Consider the following 15,413-nt stretch of genomic DNA (forward strand, 5'->3'; position numbering starts at 1 on the left):
GCTTTGCTGCCCGCAACCGGTCTGGCAGTAATCGGCCAGGCTGGGCAGTTTAGCGCGCCGAGCGGGTTTTTCGAGGCTGTTTTTCATCGGGTCGTCGATTAAATTCAATCGTTTACCGACCTGGCCTGTCAGGTGCTTGACAGCATCGGCTATGATACGGGCTTTGATTTATCAGGCCGCACCCGGCCGCGCACTTGTACGTTCAAGGATCCTATGAGCAAGCCCACTGTCGACCCTACCTCGAATTCCAAGACCGGCCCGGCCGTGCCGGTCAATTTCCTGCGCCCGATCATCCAGGCGGACCTGGATTCGGGTAAGCACACGCAGATCGTCACCCGTTTTCCGCCGGAGCCCAACGGCTACCTGCACATCGGTCACGCCAAGTCGATTTGCGTGAACTTCGGCCTGGCCCAGGAGTTTGGCGGCGTCACGCACTTGCGTTTCGACGACACCAACCCGGCCAAGGAAGACCAGGAGTACATCGACGCGATCGAAAGCGACGTTAAATGGCTGGGTTTTGAATGGGCCGGTGAGGTGCGCTATGCCTCGCAGTATTTCGACCAGTTGCACGACTGGGCGGTGGAGCTGATCAAGGCCGGCAAGGCCTACGTGTGCGACCTGACCCCCGAGCAGGCCAAGGAATACCGTGGCAGCCTGACCGAGCCGGGCAAGAACAGCCCGTTCCGTGATCGCAGCGTCGAGGAGAACCTGGACCTGTTCGCCCGCATGCGCGGCGGCGAGTTCCCGGACGGCGCACGGGTGCTGCGTGCGAAGATCGACATGGCCTCGCCGAACATGAACCTGCGCGACCCGATCATGTACCGCATCCGTCACGCCCATCACCACCAGACCGGCGACAAATGGTGCATCTACCCCAACTATGACTTCACCCACGGTCAGTCGGACGCCATCGAAGGCATCACCCACTCGATCTGCACCCTGGAATTCGAAAGCCATCGTCCTTTGTACGAGTGGTTCCTGGAGCACCTGCCGGTGCCGGCTCAGCCGCGCCAGTACGAATTCAGCCGCCTGAACCTGAACTACACCATCACCAGCAAGCGCAAGCTCAAGCAACTGGTGGACGAAAAGCACGTCAACGGCTGGGATGACCCGCGCATGTCGACGCTGTCGGGCTTCCGTCGTCGTGGCTACACGCCAAAATCGATCCGCAACTTCTGCGAGATGGTCGGCACCAACCGTTCCGACGGCGTGGTGGACTTCGGCATGCTGGAATTCAGTATCCGCGACGACCTGGACCACAGCGCCCCACGCGCCATGTGCGTGCTGCGTCCGTTGAAAGTGGTGATCACCAACTACCCGCAAGACAAAGTCGAGAACCTCGAACTGCCTTGCCACCCGAAAGAAGACATGGGCGTGCGCGTCCTGCCGTTCGCCCGGGAAATCTACATCGACCGTGAAGACTTCATGGAAGAGCCGCCAAAAGGCTATAAGCGCCTGGAGCCTGCCGGTGAAGTGCGCCTGCGCGGCAGCTACGTGATCCGCGCCGACGAAGCGATCAAGGACGCCGACGGCAACATCGTCGAACTGCATTGCTCGTACGATCCCGAGACCCTGGGCAAGAACCCGGAAGGTCGCAAGGTAAAGGGCGTGATCCACTGGGTGCCGGCCGCTGCCAGCGTCGAGTGCGAAGTGCGCTTGTACGATCGCCTGTTCCGTTCGCCGAACCCTGAAAAGGCCGAGGACAGCGCCAGCTTCCTGGACAACATCAACCCTGACTCCCTGCAAGTACTCACTGGTTGTCGTGCCGAGCCTTCGCTGGGCAACGCACAGCCGGAAGACCGTTTCCAGTTCGAGCGCGAAGGTTACTTCTGCGCGGATATCAAGGACTCGAAACCCGGTGCTCCGGTGTTCAACCGTACCGTGACCTTGCGCGATTCCTGGGGTCAGTGATCAAGTCTTAAGGGAAACCCTGTGCTTACGATCTACAACACGCTCACCAAGAGCAAAGAAGTCTTCAAGCCGCTGGACGGTAACAAGGTCCGCATGTACGTCTGCGGGATGACCGTGTACGACTACTGCCACATCGGCCATGGTCGCAGCATGGTCGCTTTCGACCTGGTAACCCGCTGGTTGCGTTTCAGCGGTTATGACCTGACCTACGTGCGCAACATCACCGACATCGAAGACAAGATCATCAACCGTGCCCGGGAAAACGGCGAGCCTTACGATGCGCTGACCGAGCGCATGATCAAGGCCATGCACGAGGATGAGGCGCGCCTCAATATCCTCAAGCCCGACCTGGAACCCCGTGCCACGGACCACATCCCAGGCATGCTGGCGATGATCCAGACCTTGATCGACAAGGGTTATGCCTACGCACCGGGCAATGGCGACGTGTATTACCGCGTCGCCAAGTTCATGGGCTACGGCAAGCTGTCGCGCAAGAAAATCGAAGACCTGCGCATCGGCGCGCGCATCGAAGTCGACGAGTCGAAACAGGACCCGCTGGACTTCGTGCTGTGGAAAGCCGCCAAGCCGGGTGAGCCGAGCTGGGAGTCGCCGTGGGGCGCCGGGCGTCCGGGCTGGCACATCGAATGCTCGGTGATGTCGACCTGCTGCCTGGGCGAGACCTTCGACATTCATGGCGGCGGCAGCGACCTGGAATTCCCGCACCACGAAAACGAAATCGCCCAGAGCGAAGCGGCCACCGGCAAGACCTACGCCAATGCGTGGATGCATTGCGGCATGATCCGGATCAACGGCGAGAAGATGTCCAAGTCCTTGAACAACTTCTTCACCATCCGCGACGTGCTCGACAAGTACCACCCGGAAGTCGTGCGTTACCTGCTGGTGTCCAGTCACTATCGCAGCGCCATCAACTATTCGGAAGACAACCTCAAGGACGCCAAGGGCGCCCTGGAGCGGTTCTACCATGCGTTGAAGGGCCTGCCGAAGGTCCCGGCCGCCGGTGGCGAAGCCTTCGTCGCGCGCTTCACTGAAGTGATGAACGACGACTTCGGCACGCCGGAAGCCTGCGCGGTGCTGTTCGAGATGGTGCGCGAGATCAATCGTCTGCGGGAGATTGATCTCAACGCGGCGGCGGGTCTGGCGGCGCGTCTGAAAGAACTGGCCGGCGTCCTGGGTGTGTTGCAGCTCGAGGCGGATGATTTCCTTCAGGCCGGTGCCGAAGGTCGCGTGGACGCCGCCGAGGTCGAAGCGTTGATCCAGGCGCGCCTGACTGCGCGGGCCAACAAGGACTGGGCAGAATCCGACCGCATCCGCGACCAGCTCACCGCCATGGGCGTGGTGCTGGAAGACGGCAAGGGCGGGACGACCTGGCGTTTGGCTGACTGAGTCCTTACGCAATACCCCTGTGGGAGCGAGCCTGCTCGCGATGACGGAGTGTCAGACAACATTGTTGTCGGCTGATACACCGCCATCGCGAGCAGGCTCGCTCCCACAGTTTTTTGTATGCCTATCCTGGCAATCATTGTTTTATGAGCTAGTACTGTCAGGTCGATTCGACATCCTCTGACAGGAATCTTCCATGTTGGCTCATTGGTCTCTTGCGGCAATTCATCTTCTGGCTTTCGCCCTGGCATTCTGGGCGGTACTTACCCGGGGCACGGCGTTGCGACGCCTGGCGGGCGGGACGGACGCGGTTCGAAATGTCTTGATGGCGGACAACCTGTGGGGGCTATCGGCGGTGGTCCTGCTGGTGACCGGCGGGATGCGTGCTTTTGGTGGGTTTGAAAAAGGCACGGACTATTACCTGCACCAACCGCTGTTTCACCTGAAGATGACGTTGTTCGTGCTGATCCTGTTGCTTGAAATCGCGCCGATGATCGCGCTGATCAAATGGCGGATGGCGCTGGGCAAAGGGCGTGCGATCGATCCTTCGAAAGCCGGCCGGTTTGCGCGGATCAGTCACATTGAAGCTTTGTTGCTGGTGCTGATGGTGGTCGCTGCCACAGGAATGGCCCGCGGCGTGGGGCTGGGTTGAGCCGTCACGAATACCTGCTTCATCGCCATTAAAACGAAACGTCTGACAGCCATGCTATGAGCCATGTCATTAGTATCGGTTTGACGGGATGAACGAAAAAATCAAAGGCGAGATGAAGCGGGGATGATGAGGGACAGTCGGCATGAATCTTTAGCCAGCCTTGCGACGATGCAGAAGGGCTGGCTACGGACTGCTACAGGGCTCAGGGCGTTTGCGGCTTGTCAGGGGCGGTAAGGCCCGCCTGAATGCGCTGATAAATCTCTTCGCGATGCACCGCAACGTTTTTCGGAGCGTTGATGCCGATACGGACTTGTTGGCCGCTAACGCCCAGAATGGTGATCGTGATGTCGTCACCAATGTTTATGCTTTCACCGACTTTGCGGGTGAGTATCAGCATGGTGTTCTCCTTGATTGCTTTATAGGGCACCTGATTCAGGCAGTGCAGATGTCGGTACTGCTTATAGATTAGTGCCAAGTGTCACAATGTGGGTGCCTCTTTCTGACGCGCAGACGCAGCATTAATTCCCAGGGTGCGACTATACAGAGACGCCGTGCAGGTTTCTCGTGTTTTGAGCGCTGTTTACGGCGTTATTGACGGGCTTGAGTGTTAAAATCCCCACTCCATGTCTTCCGGGGTAAAACGTTGTGCGCAAATTGGCTTGGGTAATCGCGGTATTGGCGCTGGCAGGATGCGGTGAAGGGCGTAACGTCGACACACCGAAGCCAAAGGTGGCGGCAACCACTGCACCGAGCGCCGCCGCTGCGCCGCAATGGGGCGTCGAGGTCCGGGGCGAAATCCCGCAAGCGGTCAGCGACCTGACCGCCTGGCTCATCGAGCACAGTTTTGTATCGAGTGTGGTGAAAGACAATGGCAAGGACCGGGTTCTGGTCGGGCCTTTCAATTCAAAGGCTGAAGCAGAGGCGAAGCAGGAGCAATTGAACGCCGCCCTGGTTCGAGCGAAAAAGCGCAACATCGAGTCGCTGGTGGTGGATTACCCAAGCGCTCAATAAACCCCGCAGAATAGAACAGTCAGATAAGCCACAACACCTGTGGGAGCGAGCCTGCTCGCGATAGCAGTGGCTCAGCCAACGTTGACGTTGACGGCGCTGCCGCTATCGTGAGCAAACAAGCTCCCACAGTTGATTGGCGCTGTTTACCCATGCGAGATCAACCGCAGGCCTTTAAATTCACCGGGCCCACGAACTCGTTGCCACGCCCCATCACGCACGCCACGCTCTGGTTGCGCTGGCGCTCCCAGCTCTGTACCGGGTAGGTCTTGTCCCAGGCTTCATACAGGCGCCGGTCCTGTTTCGAAAGGCGCAGGCCGTATTGTTTGCTCATGTAGAAATACGTCCGGGCGATCATTCCGCGGATGGAAGGGCGGGGCATGACTTTCTTGGCCTTGAAATCCACCTGGGTCAGGCATGAGCCGTACTGGCCCGTCTGCGCCGGCAGCCAGCCAAAGCTGAAGTTGCTGCGGTCGCCGTTCACTTCCCCGATGCTGGGCACCAGGTTATGAAGATCGGCCTCGGCCCGTTGATAGACCGGGTCGTGGCGGGTGCAATTCTTCCGCCCGCCTTGTTGCCAGCATTGACGCTGATGCCCGATCTGCCACGCCGGGACGATATGCTCCCACTCGATACGCGCGGCGCGATTGGCGTTTTTGCGCGGCACATAACCGCAGGCTGCCAGGTTCACGCGATTGCCTGAGTATTTGCAGCCACAGTAGAACTCGGTGGATTGGGGGGCATAGAGTTTCCAGGCGACTTTCTTGGCCTCGCTGAACGTGCGGGGCGCATCGGCCTGCGCGCCCATGGCGACAATCGCAAGCAATAAAGCAAAACAACGAACACTCATCAGGCTCAATCTTCCTTCGGCACAACCCAGAACACCTGCACACCGCCATCGTCGCGATAGGCGAGGGTCACATTGTCGTTCTCGTCGATTTCTTCCAGCAGGCGCTCCCACTCATCCACCGGCTCCTCGGGAAGCCGGAAGATCAGGGCCGCCTTGGCTTTTTGTGCGGTGGGGGAGTTGATGATTTTCGAGACCCGCAGGCCTAGGCGGGTATAGGAATCTAAGGGGGTAGTTGCAGCGGACGGCGTTGCCACAGGATTATCCTTATTGAGCTGTACGTGCGTACAGTATTTAACCGTAGGCATTTACGCAACTGCTTAAAATTCAAGAAAATCCTCTGACAACGCTTTTTCCGTTTTGGTGTAGGAAAAATTAAGCTAAAGAAGCCGCTCAAGCAGTCGATGGCCTTCGTAGGAATCTTATCCATGGAGTTTTGTTATGTCGTTTTCCGTCGGCTTTCCAAATGCAGCTGCCGTCACCATCGGCGGCCAGTCCGCGGCCACGCTCAAGGCCTTGAGCCAAGCGAGCGCTGAGGCAGCCGATGAGACCCTTGGTCAAACGCAGGCGCCAGGCCAGGTTCGTACGAGCATGAGCCCTGCGTCCGAAGGCAAGACCGAAAAGAGCGGGAGCACCCAGAGCATTGCCGTGCAGGTGTTGCTCAAACGCATGCAAGAGCTGCAACAGCAGCTCAGAGAACAGCAACAGCAGTTGTCTGCTGCGCAGAAGCAGGTCTATCCGACACCCGAAGCCAAAACCACTGCGGTCATGGCGATACAAGGCCAGATTGCCGACACCAGCGGTGCATTGCTGGAAGTCACTGGCCATCTGATCACAGAGCTGGCCAAGGGCTCCGGTTCGGGTGCGCTGGTCAACACGACCGTCTGATCCCCAGCCTTGCGGTGAAATCCGCACGTTGACAAAACCCGGAAGCTTTACCATAGTTCCCTTCACGCAAACGTTTGCGCAGCCTTCGTTGATGCTTGGCGACGGCCTGTGGAACGACTTCCCGTGCAACGATTTTGCTCAAAATAATCATAAAATCGGAGTGAACCCATGAAGTTGCCATTCGCTGGACGCCTTCTCGCCGTCGCCATGCTCGCGGCCGCATCCGCTGCGCTGCCTTTCTCTTCGGCATTTGCCCAGACCCCGGAAAAACCCAAGGTTGCCCTGGTCATGAAATCCCTGGCCAACGAGTTCTTCCTGACCATGGAAGATGGCGCCAAGGCCTATCAGAAGGAACACTCCGCCGATTTCGACCTGATCTCCAACGGGATCAAGGATGAAACCGACACCGCCAACCAGATCCGCATTGTCGAGCAGATGATCGTGTCCAAGGTCGATGCCCTCATCATCGCACCAGCCGACTCCAAGGCCATGGTGCCGGTGATCAAGAAAGCCGTCGACGCCGGCATCACCGTGATCAACATCGACAACCAGCTCGATCCGGACGTGGTCAAAAGCAAAAACATCACTGTGCCGTTCGTAGGCCCGGACAACCGCAAGGGTGCGCGCCTGGTGGGTGAGTACCTGGCCAAGCAGCTCAAGGCTGGTGATGAGGTCGGCATCATTGAAGGCGTGTCCACCACCACCAATGCCCAGGCACGTACCGCCGGCTTCAAGGATGCAATGGAAGCGGCGCAGATCAAGGTCGTTTCCCTGCAATCGGGCGACTGGGAAATCAACAAGGGCAATCAGGTTGCCGCCTCGATGCTCAGCGAATACCCGAACATCAAGGCACTGCTGGCCGGTAACGACAGCATGGCGGTCGGCGCGGTATCGGCCATCCGCGCTGCCGGCAAGGCGGGCAAGGTAAAAGTGGTCGGTTATGACAACATCAACGCCATCAAGCCTATGCTCAAGGACGGTCGCGTCCTGGCGACTGCCGACCAGTTCGCCGCCAAACAGGCTGTTTTCGGCATCGAGACGGCCCTGAAGATCCTCAAGGGCGAAGCCGTCGACAGCGGCACTAACGGCGTTATCGAAACTCCGGTCGAGCTGGTGACCCAGTAGTTATCCTGGCGACACAACGACGCTCGCCCTTGCTGGCGAGCGTATTGGAGAGTTTTTTATGTCCGTTCGCGACCCGAACGCTGTCCTTTCGGTCAGCGGCATCGGCAAGACCTATGCCCAACCGGTACTGAGCGACATCGACCTGACGTTGATGCGCGGCGAAGTGCTGGCGCTGACCGGCGAAAATGGCGCCGGCAAGAGCACCCTGTCCAAGATCATCGGCGGGCTGGTGACGCCGACCACCGGGCAGATGCAATTCCAGGGACAGGATTATCGTCCCGGTAGTCGTACCCAGGCTGAAGAGCTGGGCGTGCGCATGGTCATGCAGGAGCTCAACCTGCTGCCGACACTTTCCGTGGCCGAAAACCTGTTCCTCCACAACCTGCCCAGTCGTGGCGGCTGGATCAGTCGCAAGCAACTGCGCAAAGCGGCGGTCGAGGCCATGGCCCAGGTGGGGCTCGATGCAATCGACCCTGACACACTGGTCAGTGAGTTGGGCATCGGTCACCAACAGATGGTCGAAATCGCCCGCAACCTGATCGGCGATTGCCATGTGCTGATTCTCGACGAGCCGACTGCGATGCTGACCGCTCGTGAGGTGGAGATGCTCTTCGAGCAGATCACTCGTCTGCAGGCGCGGGGCGTGTCGATCATTTATATTTCCCATCGCCTCGAAGAACTGGCTCGGGTGGCCCAGCGCATTGCGGTACTGCGCGACGGCAACCTGGTCTGCGTCGAGCCGATGGCCAACTACAACAGTGAGCAGCTGGTGACGCTGATGGTCGGGCGGGAGCTGGGCGAGCACATCGACCTGGGCCCGCGCCAGATCGGCGCGCCGGCGTTGACCGTCAACGGCTTGAGCCGTTCGGACAAGGTCCGCGATGTGTCCTTCGAGGTGCACAGCGGCGAGATATTCGGTATTTCCGGGTTGATCGGGGCAGGGCGCACCGAGCTGCTGCGGTTGATCTTCGGCGCCGATGCGGCCGACAGCGGCACGGTGGCGCTGGGTTCGCCGGCCAATGTCGTCAGCATTCGCTCGCCGTCCGATGCGGTGGCCCACGGCATCGCGCTGATCACCGAGGACCGCAAGGGCGAAGGCCTGCTACTGACTCAATCCATCGCCGCCAACATTGCCCTGGGCAACATGCCGGAAATCTCCAGCGGCGGCTTCGTCAATGGCAGCGAAGAGTTCGCGTTGGCGCAGCGACAGATCGATGCCATGCGAATCCGCAGCTCCAGTCCGACACAGTTGGTGTCCGAACTGTCGGGCGGCAATCAACAGAAGGTGGTGATCGGTCGCTGGCTGGAACGCGATTGCTCGGTATTGCTGTTCGACGAGCCGACCCGAGGCATCGACGTCGGCGCCAAATTCGACATCTATGCGCTGCTCGGTGAGCTGACGCGCCAGGGCAAGGCGTTGGTTGTGGTGTCCAGCGACCTGCGGGAATTGATGCTGATCTGTGACCGGATCGGCGTGCTGTCCGCCGGCCGCCTGATTGACACCTTCGAGCGCGACAGCTGGACCCAGGATGACTTGCTTGCCGCCGCATTCGCCGGCTATCAGAAACGTGATGCGTTGCTCAACGAAGCAGCGCCTAGGGACTTCTCATGAAAACCGTATCGGCCGTCGGCAAACCGAGTGGCAACTTCTATGGCCTGGGCACCTACCTGGGACTGGCCGGGGCCTTGTTGGCGATGATCGCGTTGTTCTCGGTCCTGAGCAGCCATTTTCTTTCGTATGACACCTTCAGCACCCTGGCCAACCAGATCCCAGACCTCATGGTGCTGGCGGTCGGCATGACCTTCATCCTGATCATCGGCGGTATCGATCTATCGGTCGGGTCGGTGCTGGCCCTGGCCGCATCGACGGTGAGCGTGGCGGTGTTGGGCTGGGGCTGGAGCGTCTGGCCGGCGGCGTTGTTGGGCATGGCCGTGGCGGCCCTGGCCGGCACCGTTACCGGTTCGATTACCGTGGCGTGGCGGATCCCGTCGTTCATCGTTTCCCTCGGCGTGCTGGAAATGGCCCGAGGCCTGGCTTACCAGATGACCGGCTCGCGGACGGCCTACATCGGGGATTCCTTCGCTTGGCTATCCAATCCGATCGCCTTCGGTATTTCACCGTCCTTCATCATTGCCTTGCTGGTGATCTTCATCGCCCAGGCTGTGCTGACCCGCACCGTGTTTGGCCGTTATCTGATCGGTATCGGCACCAATGAAGAAGCCGTGCGACTGGCGGGTATCAATCCAAAACCTTACAAGATCCTGGTGTTCAGCCTGATGGGGTTGCTGGCCGGCCTGGCCGCGCTGTTCCAGATTTCCCGTCTGGAAGCGGCCGACCCGAACGCTGGTTCGGGGCTCGAGCTGCAGGTCATCGCTGCTGTGGTCATCGGCGGCACGAGCCTGATGGGCGGGCGCGGTTCGGTCATCAGCACCTTCTTTGGCGTGCTGATCATCTCCGTGCTGGCCGCGGGCCTGGCGCAGATTGGCGCCACCGAACCGACCAAGCGCATCATTACCGGCGCGGTGATTGTGGTTGCGGTGGTGCTCGACACTTACCGCAGTCAGCGCGCCAGTCGGCGGGCCTGAACCATGGCGACGATCAAGGATGTGGCGGCGCTCGCGGGAATTTCCTACACGACCGTCTCCCACGTAGTGAACAAGACGCGACCGGTCAGCGAAGAGGTGCGGCGCAAGGTCGAGGCCGCCATCGAGCAGCTCGACTATGTGCCCAGCGCGGTGGCCCGCTCGCTCAAGGCCAAGACCACTGCAACCATTGGCTTGCTGGTGCCCAACAGCCTCAATCCCTACTTTGCCGAACTGGCCCGGGGGATCGAGGATTACTGTGAGCGCAACGGCTACTGCGTGATCCTGTGCAACTCCGACGACAACCCGGACAAGCAGCGCAGTTATCTGCGGGTGCTGCTGGAAAAACGCATCGACGGTCTGATCGTCGCTTCCGCCGGCGGCGATGCCGGTCTCGCCCAGGGGCTGACCAGCGTGCGTACGCCCATGGTCATCGTCGACCGTGGGCTCGACGGTGTCGACGCGGACCTGGTGCGCATCGATCATGAGCACGGCGCCTACCTCGCCACCCGGCACCTGCTGGAGCTTGGCCACCGTGATATCGCCTTTATCGGTGGCCCGGCGGACACCAGCGTGGCGCAGATGCGTCTGGCCGGTTACTGCCGCGCCCTGAAAGAAGCCGGGGTCGATCTGCCCGTCGAGCGCATGCTCGAAAGCGATTTCACCAGCACCGGGGGTTATCAGGCGGCGGCCAGGCTACTCGAACAACAGCCGCCCAGTGCGATTTTTGCGGCCAACGACATGATCGGAATCGGTGTGCTGCGCGCCGCCGCCGAGCGCAACGTGCGCGTGCCCAGTGAACTGTCGGTCATTGGTTTCGATGACATTCAGATGAGCCGTTATGTCTATCCGGCGCTGACCACGGTGGGGCAGTCGATCCTGCAGCTCGGTGAGATGGCCGCTGAAGTGCTGTTGCGGCGGATCGCAACGCCGGGGCTGGCCACCGATCAGCGCATCGTGACACCCAGCATTGTCTTGCGAGAGTCGACTGCACCGCTGTCAGGTACATTCGCCCAATACCGCTGAACCGAATTGATGAGTGAAGACGTATGCCAGCAAAAGTAGTGGTAGTAGGCAGCCTGAACATGGACCTGGTGACCCGTGCACCGCGTCTGCCCAGGGGCGGTGAAACGCTGATTGGTGAATCGTTCTGCACCATCCCGGGCGGGAAGGGCGCCAATCAGGCTGTGGCCGCGGCGCGCCTGGGAGCGAAGGTGTCCATGGTCGGTTGCGTGGGCAGTGATGCCTACGGCCAGGAACTGCGCGGGGCGCTGCTGGCCGAAGGCATCGATTGCCAGCCGGTCAGTGTGGTGGCCGGCTCCAGCGGAGTAGCGCTGATCGTTGTCGACGACAACAGCCAGAATGCGATCGTGATCGTCGCCGGGGCCAACGGCGTGCTTACCCCTGATGTCCTGGACCGGTTCGATGAGGTGCTGCGCAGCGCCGACGTCATTATCTGCCAGCTTGAGGTGCCGGATGCGACCGTCGGGCATGCACTCAAGCGCGGTCGGGAACTGGGCAAGACCGTCATCCTGAACCCCGCGCCGGCCTCCCGGCCCTTGCCGGCCGACTGGTACGCCTGTATCGACTATCTGATTCCCAATGAGAGCGAAGCCGCCGTGCTGAGCGGGCTGGCGGTGGACTCTCTGGAAGCCGCCGAAGCGGCCGCGACGCAATTGCTCGCCGCCGGTGCTGGCAAGGTGATCGTGACCCTGGGCGCCCAGGGTCTGATGTTCGCCAACGGCGCGAGTTTCCAGCACTTCCCGGCGCCGTTGGTCAAGGCGGTGGACACCACGGCGGCCGGAGACACTTTTGTCGGCGGCTTCGCCGCAGCCTTGGCTGACGGCAAAAGCGAGGTCGAGGCGATTCGTTTTGGTCAGGTCGCCGCCGCGTTGTCGGTCACCCGTGCGGGGGCGCAGCCCTCCATTCCCACCTTGCTGGAAGTACAGGCTTTCAAATCATGAAAAAGACGCCGTTGTTGAATATCGCGCTGTCGCGACTGATCGCTTCCCTTGGCCACGGCGACAAGGTGGTCATCGGTGATGCGGGTTTGCCGGTGCCCCCACAGGTCGAGTTGATCGACCTGGCCCTGACCCACGGCATCCCGGATTTTGTCAGCACCCTGAAAGTGCTGCTCAGCGAAATGCAGGTGGAAAGCCACGTACTCGCTGAAGAGATTTTCGATAAACAACCTGCGGCCCTGGCGACACTGGAGGCACTGCATGCCGATGGCGCGCTGGGGGCGCGGGAGCTGGTCAGCCATGAACAATTCAAGGCGGTCAGCAGGCAAGCTCGGGCGATTATTCGCACGGGAGAATGCTCCCCGTATTGCAACATCGTGTTGATTGCCGGAGTAACGTTCTAACCTTCTCAACCCTGCACAAGGAATGCGCCATGCACCGCTATGCTCAGAAAATGCGTCAACTGTTCCGGAGTCTGCTGCTTTTGTCACTGATCACTGCTACGAGCGCCCAGGCGGCGGAAAAAATCGACCTGATCATCGACACTGATCCGGGGGCCGACGATGTGGTTGCCCTGTTGTTTGCCCTGGCTTCCCCCGAAGAACTGAATATCCGCGCGTTGACCACCGTCGCTGGCAACGTGCGTCTGGACAAGACATCACGCAACGCTCGTCTGGCCCGGGAATGGGCGGGGCGCGAAGACGTGCCGGTGTATGCCGGTGCGCCGAAGCCGATGATGCGCACGCCTATCTACGCGGAAAACATCCATGGCAAGGAAGGCCTGTCGGGTGTCGAGGTGTATGAGCCGAAGAAGGGGCTGGCCAAGGGCAACGCCGTCAACTACCTGATCGACACCCTCAAGGCTGCCAAGCCCCATAGCATCACCATTGCCATGCTTGGCCCGCAGACCAACCTGGCCCTGGCATTGATACAGGAGCCCGAAATTGTCCAGGGCATCAAGGAAGTGGTGATCATGGGCGGTGCGCACTTCAATGGCGGCAACATCACTCCGGTGGCCGAGTTCAACCTGTACGCTGATCCACAGGCCGCAGAAGTGGTGCTCAAGAGCGGTGTGAAGCTCACTTACCTGCCGCTGGATGTGACCCACAAGATCCTCACCAGCGAAGCACGCCTGAAGCAGATCGCTGCCGTGAACAACAAGGCCAGCAAGATCGTCGGCGACATTCTCAACGAATACGTCAAAGGTGATATGGAGCATTACGGCATGACGGGCGGGCCGGTGCACGATGCCACGGTGGTTGCCTACCTGCTCAAGCCAGAGTTGTTTACCGGGCGTTCGGTCAACGTCGTGGTGGACAGCCGGGAAGGCCCGACCTTTGGCCAGACCATCGTTGACTGGTACGACGGCCTGAAGGCACCCAAAAATGCCTACTGGGTGCAGGATGGCGACGCTCAGGGCTTTTTTGACCTGCTGACCGAGCGCCTGGCGCGTCTGAAGTAATCGGTCTTGTCGAACACCCGCAGGTCAGGGCTTGCGGGTGTGTTTCAATCCACCGCTTCAATGCTGCTGGGGTATCGTTCGAACGCTTGCTGGATAAAGTTCAGGGCCGCCTTCGTTCCCAGCTCCTTGACCAACAGTTCTATACCGATGATTGCCAGTTCTTCGGGGCTGCCAGGGCTATAGGAGCTGTGGCCCTCCGACCATTTGGCATTGATGGTGGCTTCGATGCTGACGGTGCTCATGGTCGGGCTCGCGAGTTGGGAGGTCTGTAGGGTGAGTTAACCATTTTTGCCTGGGGTTTTGCACTGCGACTTAGGCATCAGGGAAGGGCTGTGCGACACTTGCTTTTTGACTTTCTGAAGAGGCCCCCGCCGTGCAGATCGATTTGAACGCTCCTGACGGGTTGACCCTCGACGCGGTTCGTCAGTTGCTGGCTTCGGCCAGTGATGACGAGCACACCCAACTGCGCGTGACCAAGGCGGGTATCGCCTATTTGTCTTCGGGCGTGGTGGGCGGTGTGGACATCGACGGGCTATCGTTTCGGCTGGAAACGTGGGCAAAAGGTTCAGGCTACGTCGGGCTGGTCGCCGCCAGTGACGAGGTCTGGGTCATGCAGATCTACAATGCGTTGAAGGACAACTGGCCGAATCCGCCCTTTGACTACATCGACGTTTACTGAGCGCGATTCATATTCAGTCACGATTCACCCCTGAAGCGGGATGTCGGCTCAGGCAAACTGCCTGTTTTCCTGATGAGGGCACCATGATAGCCCTTGGTTTGAAACCAAGCTTCGTTTGGGCTGTCGCACGCTCTCTGTTTAATCATCAACAAAAGGAGGCTTCATGCCTTGGAAGCTCGCGTCATTGGGTACTTTGCTGGCCGTCGCGCTCTTGAGCGGTTGCAGCAGCACCTCTGAATCGACCCCTGATCCGGTAGCAACAGAAACAGGCTACAGCCGCTGCGAAGCAACAGCTGCCGAGTTCGCCATCGGCAAGAAGGCCTCGCCGCAACTGCTGGAACAAGCCCGCACCCGCGCCGGTGCGCAATATGCGCGGATCCTCAAGCCCAACGATATGGTGACGCTTGAGTACCGCTCGGATCGCCTGAATCTCAACACTGACGCCAATCTGATCATCAATCGGGTGAACTGCGGCTGATTGATTTTTCAATCGCCCATAAAAAACCCCGTCACATGGACGGGGTTTTTTGTGCTCGCCGAGTAATTACTCTGGGCGAACCTGTGCAGCTTGCATACCCTTTTGGCCTTTCTCAGCCACGAAGGAAACGGTCTGGCCTTCTTTCAGGCTTTTGAAACCGTCGCTTTCGATAGCTTTGAAGTGTACGAACAGGTCGTCACCGCCACCTGTAGGAGTGATGAAGCCGAAGCCTTTTTCATCGTTGAACCATTTAACGGTGCCGGTTTGGCGATTAGACATGGTGTATCTCCAAGAAACATATATTTTCAGTGTACTGTGCTGCTCAGGCCAACTGGGCACACCGGGGTATCATAGTCGAAATGTTCGATTTGGGAGCCCCCCGCACGCGCTGTTTGCCAATCAGTCGTGTTTTCTTTAC

19 protein-coding genes are annotated in these 15,413 nt (G+C 59.7%); 14 read left to right on the plus strand and 5 right to left on the minus strand.

Annotated features, from left to right (window positions below):
* Window positions 1-213 precede the first annotated feature (213 nt).
* The 3 genes from AC3I65_RS08950 to AC3I65_RS08960 all read left to right on the plus strand — a co-directional run bounded on the left by AC3I65_RS08950 (window position 214) and on the right by AC3I65_RS08960 (window position 3,964).
* A complete protein-coding gene (locus AC3I65_RS08950; protein WP_076385540.1) occupies window positions 214-1,911 on the plus strand; it encodes a glutamine--tRNA ligase/YqeY domain fusion protein in 1,698 nt (565 codons plus the stop codon).
* Between the two features lie 21 nt (window positions 1,912-1,932).
* Window positions 1,933-3,315: a cysteine--tRNA ligase gene (gene cysS, locus AC3I65_RS08955; protein ID WP_488523640.1), complete on the plus strand. Its 1,383-nt coding sequence runs from the start codon at window positions 1,933-1,935 to the stop codon at window positions 3,313-3,315.
* A 193-nt stretch (window positions 3,316-3,508) separates the two neighbouring features.
* A complete protein-coding gene (locus AC3I65_RS08960; RefSeq protein WP_305468038.1) occupies window positions 3,509-3,964 on the plus strand; it encodes a DUF2214 family protein in 456 nt (151 codons plus the stop codon).
* A 202-nt stretch (window positions 3,965-4,166) separates the two neighbouring features.
* Here AC3I65_RS08960 and csrA read toward each other — a convergent pair whose 3' ends face one another.
* Complete coding sequence (gene csrA, locus AC3I65_RS08965; protein WP_003179932.1) at window positions 4,167-4,361, minus strand: carbon storage regulator CsrA; 195 nt, start codon at window positions 4,359-4,361, stop codon at window positions 4,167-4,169.
* Between the two features lie 248 nt (window positions 4,362-4,609).
* Here csrA and AC3I65_RS08970 point away from each other — a divergent pair, with 248 nt between their 5' ends.
* The gene (locus AC3I65_RS08970; protein ID WP_488523641.1) at window positions 4,610-4,975 is read left to right on the plus strand and encodes an SPOR domain-containing protein; all 366 of its coding nucleotides are present in this window, start codon (window positions 4,610-4,612) and stop codon (window positions 4,973-4,975) included.
* A gap of 157 nt (window positions 4,976-5,132) precedes the next feature.
* Here AC3I65_RS08970 and AC3I65_RS08975 read toward each other — a convergent pair whose 3' ends face one another.
* Window positions 5,133-5,822: an endonuclease gene (locus AC3I65_RS08975; protein WP_047229317.1), complete on the minus strand. Its 690-nt coding sequence runs from the start codon at window positions 5,820-5,822 to the stop codon at window positions 5,133-5,135.
* Between the two features lie 5 nt (window positions 5,823-5,827).
* The gene (locus tag AC3I65_RS08980) at window positions 5,828-6,127 is read right to left on the minus strand and encodes a DUF1654 domain-containing protein (RefSeq protein WP_076385536.1); all 300 of its coding nucleotides are present in this window, start codon (window positions 6,125-6,127) and stop codon (window positions 5,828-5,830) included.
* A gap of 133 nt (window positions 6,128-6,260) precedes the next feature.
* Here AC3I65_RS08980 and AC3I65_RS08985 point away from each other — a divergent pair, with 133 nt between their 5' ends.
* The 8 genes from AC3I65_RS08985 (at window position 6,261) to AC3I65_RS09020 (ending at window position 13,838) form a co-directional block, all read left to right on the plus strand.
* Window positions 6,261-6,707, plus strand: a complete 447-nt coding sequence (locus AC3I65_RS08985) for a hypothetical protein (protein ID WP_047229319.1) — start codon at window positions 6,261-6,263, stop codon at window positions 6,705-6,707.
* Between the two features lie 168 nt (window positions 6,708-6,875).
* A complete protein-coding gene (locus tag AC3I65_RS08990) occupies window positions 6,876-7,832 on the plus strand; it encodes a sugar ABC transporter substrate-binding protein (RefSeq protein ID WP_047229320.1) in 957 nt (318 codons plus the stop codon).
* A 58-nt stretch (window positions 7,833-7,890) separates the two neighbouring features.
* Window positions 7,891-9,444 carry a sugar ABC transporter ATP-binding protein gene (locus AC3I65_RS08995; RefSeq protein WP_488523642.1) on the plus strand — a complete coding sequence of 518 codons (1,554 nt, stop codon included), beginning with the start codon at window positions 7,891-7,893 and terminating at the stop codon, window positions 9,442-9,444.
* On the plus strand, window positions 9,441-10,418 hold the full coding sequence (locus tag AC3I65_RS09000; protein WP_047229322.1) for an ABC transporter permease: 978 nt from the start codon (window positions 9,441-9,443) through the stop codon (window positions 10,416-10,418). The genes AC3I65_RS08995 and AC3I65_RS09000 overlap by 4 nt, the downstream gene beginning before the upstream one ends.
* 3 nt (window positions 10,419-10,421) lie before the next feature.
* On the plus strand, window positions 10,422-11,441 hold the full coding sequence (locus AC3I65_RS09005) for a LacI family DNA-binding transcriptional regulator (RefSeq protein ID WP_488523643.1): 1,020 nt from the start codon (window positions 10,422-10,424) through the stop codon (window positions 11,439-11,441).
* A gap of 23 nt (window positions 11,442-11,464) precedes the next feature.
* Entirely contained in the window at window positions 11,465-12,379 is a 915-nt protein-coding gene (gene rbsK / locus AC3I65_RS09010; RefSeq protein WP_488523644.1) for a ribokinase, read from the plus strand.
* Window positions 12,376-12,780 (plus strand): D-ribose pyranase, encoded by a 405-nt coding sequence (gene rbsD / locus AC3I65_RS09015; protein WP_092399306.1) that lies wholly within the window; start codon window positions 12,376-12,378, stop codon window positions 12,778-12,780. The genes rbsK and rbsD overlap by 4 nt, the downstream gene beginning before the upstream one ends.
* Before the next feature lie 29 nt (window positions 12,781-12,809).
* A complete protein-coding gene (locus AC3I65_RS09020) occupies window positions 12,810-13,838 on the plus strand; it encodes a nucleoside hydrolase (RefSeq protein ID WP_047229326.1) in 1,029 nt (342 codons plus the stop codon).
* 44 nt (window positions 13,839-13,882) lie between these two features.
* On the opposite strand, the gene AC3I65_RS09025 is transcribed toward AC3I65_RS09020, so the two are convergent.
* Window positions 13,883-14,080 (minus strand): hypothetical protein, encoded by a 198-nt coding sequence (locus AC3I65_RS09025; RefSeq protein ID WP_047229327.1) that lies wholly within the window; start codon window positions 14,078-14,080, stop codon window positions 13,883-13,885.
* 131 nt (window positions 14,081-14,211) lie between these two features.
* Between AC3I65_RS09025 and AC3I65_RS09030 the strand changes: the two genes are divergently transcribed.
* Together AC3I65_RS09030 and AC3I65_RS09035 are read left to right on the plus strand one after the other, a co-directional pair.
* The gene (locus tag AC3I65_RS09030; RefSeq protein ID WP_139050680.1) at window positions 14,212-14,517 is read left to right on the plus strand and encodes a hypothetical protein; all 306 of its coding nucleotides are present in this window, start codon (window positions 14,212-14,214) and stop codon (window positions 14,515-14,517) included.
* Between the two features lie 163 nt (window positions 14,518-14,680).
* Window positions 14,681-14,995, plus strand: a complete 315-nt coding sequence (locus AC3I65_RS09035) for an I78 family peptidase inhibitor (protein WP_047229329.1) — start codon at window positions 14,681-14,683, stop codon at window positions 14,993-14,995.
* Between the two features lie 66 nt (window positions 14,996-15,061).
* Here the strand turns inward: AC3I65_RS09035 and AC3I65_RS09040 are convergent, their stop codons facing one another.
* Window positions 15,062-15,274: a cold-shock protein gene (locus AC3I65_RS09040; protein ID WP_047229330.1), complete on the minus strand. Its 213-nt coding sequence runs from the start codon at window positions 15,272-15,274 to the stop codon at window positions 15,062-15,064.
* Between the last annotated feature and the right edge of the window lie 139 nt (window positions 15,275-15,413).

Source organism: Pseudomonas sp. N-1-13, from assembly GCF_057787095.1.

Coding starts and splice junctions, on each gene's coding strand:
- AC3I65_RS09025 (WP_047229327.1), bottom strand. CDS start 14,080: ATGAGCACCGTCAGCATCGAAGCCACCATCAATGCCAAATGGTCGGAG.
- rbsD (WP_092399306.1), top strand. CDS start 12,376: ATGAAAAAGACGCCGTTGTTGAATATCGCGCTGTCGCGACTGATCGCT.
- AC3I65_RS09020 (WP_047229326.1), top strand. CDS start 12,810: ATGCACCGCTATGCTCAGAAAATGCGTCAACTGTTCCGGAGTCTGCTG.
- AC3I65_RS09000 (WP_047229322.1), top strand. CDS start 9,441: ATGAAAACCGTATCGGCCGTCGGCAAACCGAGTGGCAACTTCTATGGC.
- AC3I65_RS08975 (WP_047229317.1), bottom strand. CDS start 5,822: ATGAGTGTTCGTTGTTTTGCTTTATTGCTTGCGATTGTCGCCATGGGC.
- rbsK (WP_488523644.1), top strand. CDS start 11,465: ATGCCAGCAAAAGTAGTGGTAGTAGGCAGCCTGAACATGGACCTGGTG.
- AC3I65_RS08995 (WP_488523642.1), top strand. CDS start 7,891: ATGTCCGTTCGCGACCCGAACGCTGTCCTTTCGGTCAGCGGCATCGGC.
- AC3I65_RS09005 (WP_488523643.1), top strand. CDS start 10,422: ATGGCGACGATCAAGGATGTGGCGGCGCTCGCGGGAATTTCCTACACG.
- AC3I65_RS09035 (WP_047229329.1), top strand. CDS start 14,681: ATGCCTTGGAAGCTCGCGTCATTGGGTACTTTGCTGGCCGTCGCGCTC.
- AC3I65_RS08980 (WP_076385536.1), bottom strand. CDS start 6,127: ATGCCTACGGTTAAATACTGTACGCACGTACAGCTCAATAAGGATAAT.
- AC3I65_RS08990 (WP_047229320.1), top strand. CDS start 6,876: ATGAAGTTGCCATTCGCTGGACGCCTTCTCGCCGTCGCCATGCTCGCG.
- AC3I65_RS08950 (WP_076385540.1), top strand. CDS start 214: ATGAGCAAGCCCACTGTCGACCCTACCTCGAATTCCAAGACCGGCCCG.
- AC3I65_RS09040 (WP_047229330.1), bottom strand. CDS start 15,274: ATGTCTAATCGCCAAACCGGCACCGTTAAATGGTTCAACGATGAAAAA.
- AC3I65_RS08985 (WP_047229319.1), top strand. CDS start 6,261: ATGTCGTTTTCCGTCGGCTTTCCAAATGCAGCTGCCGTCACCATCGGC.
- csrA (WP_003179932.1), bottom strand. CDS start 4,361: ATGCTGATACTCACCCGCAAAGTCGGTGAAAGCATAAACATTGGTGAC.
- AC3I65_RS08960 (WP_305468038.1), top strand. CDS start 3,509: ATGTTGGCTCATTGGTCTCTTGCGGCAATTCATCTTCTGGCTTTCGCC.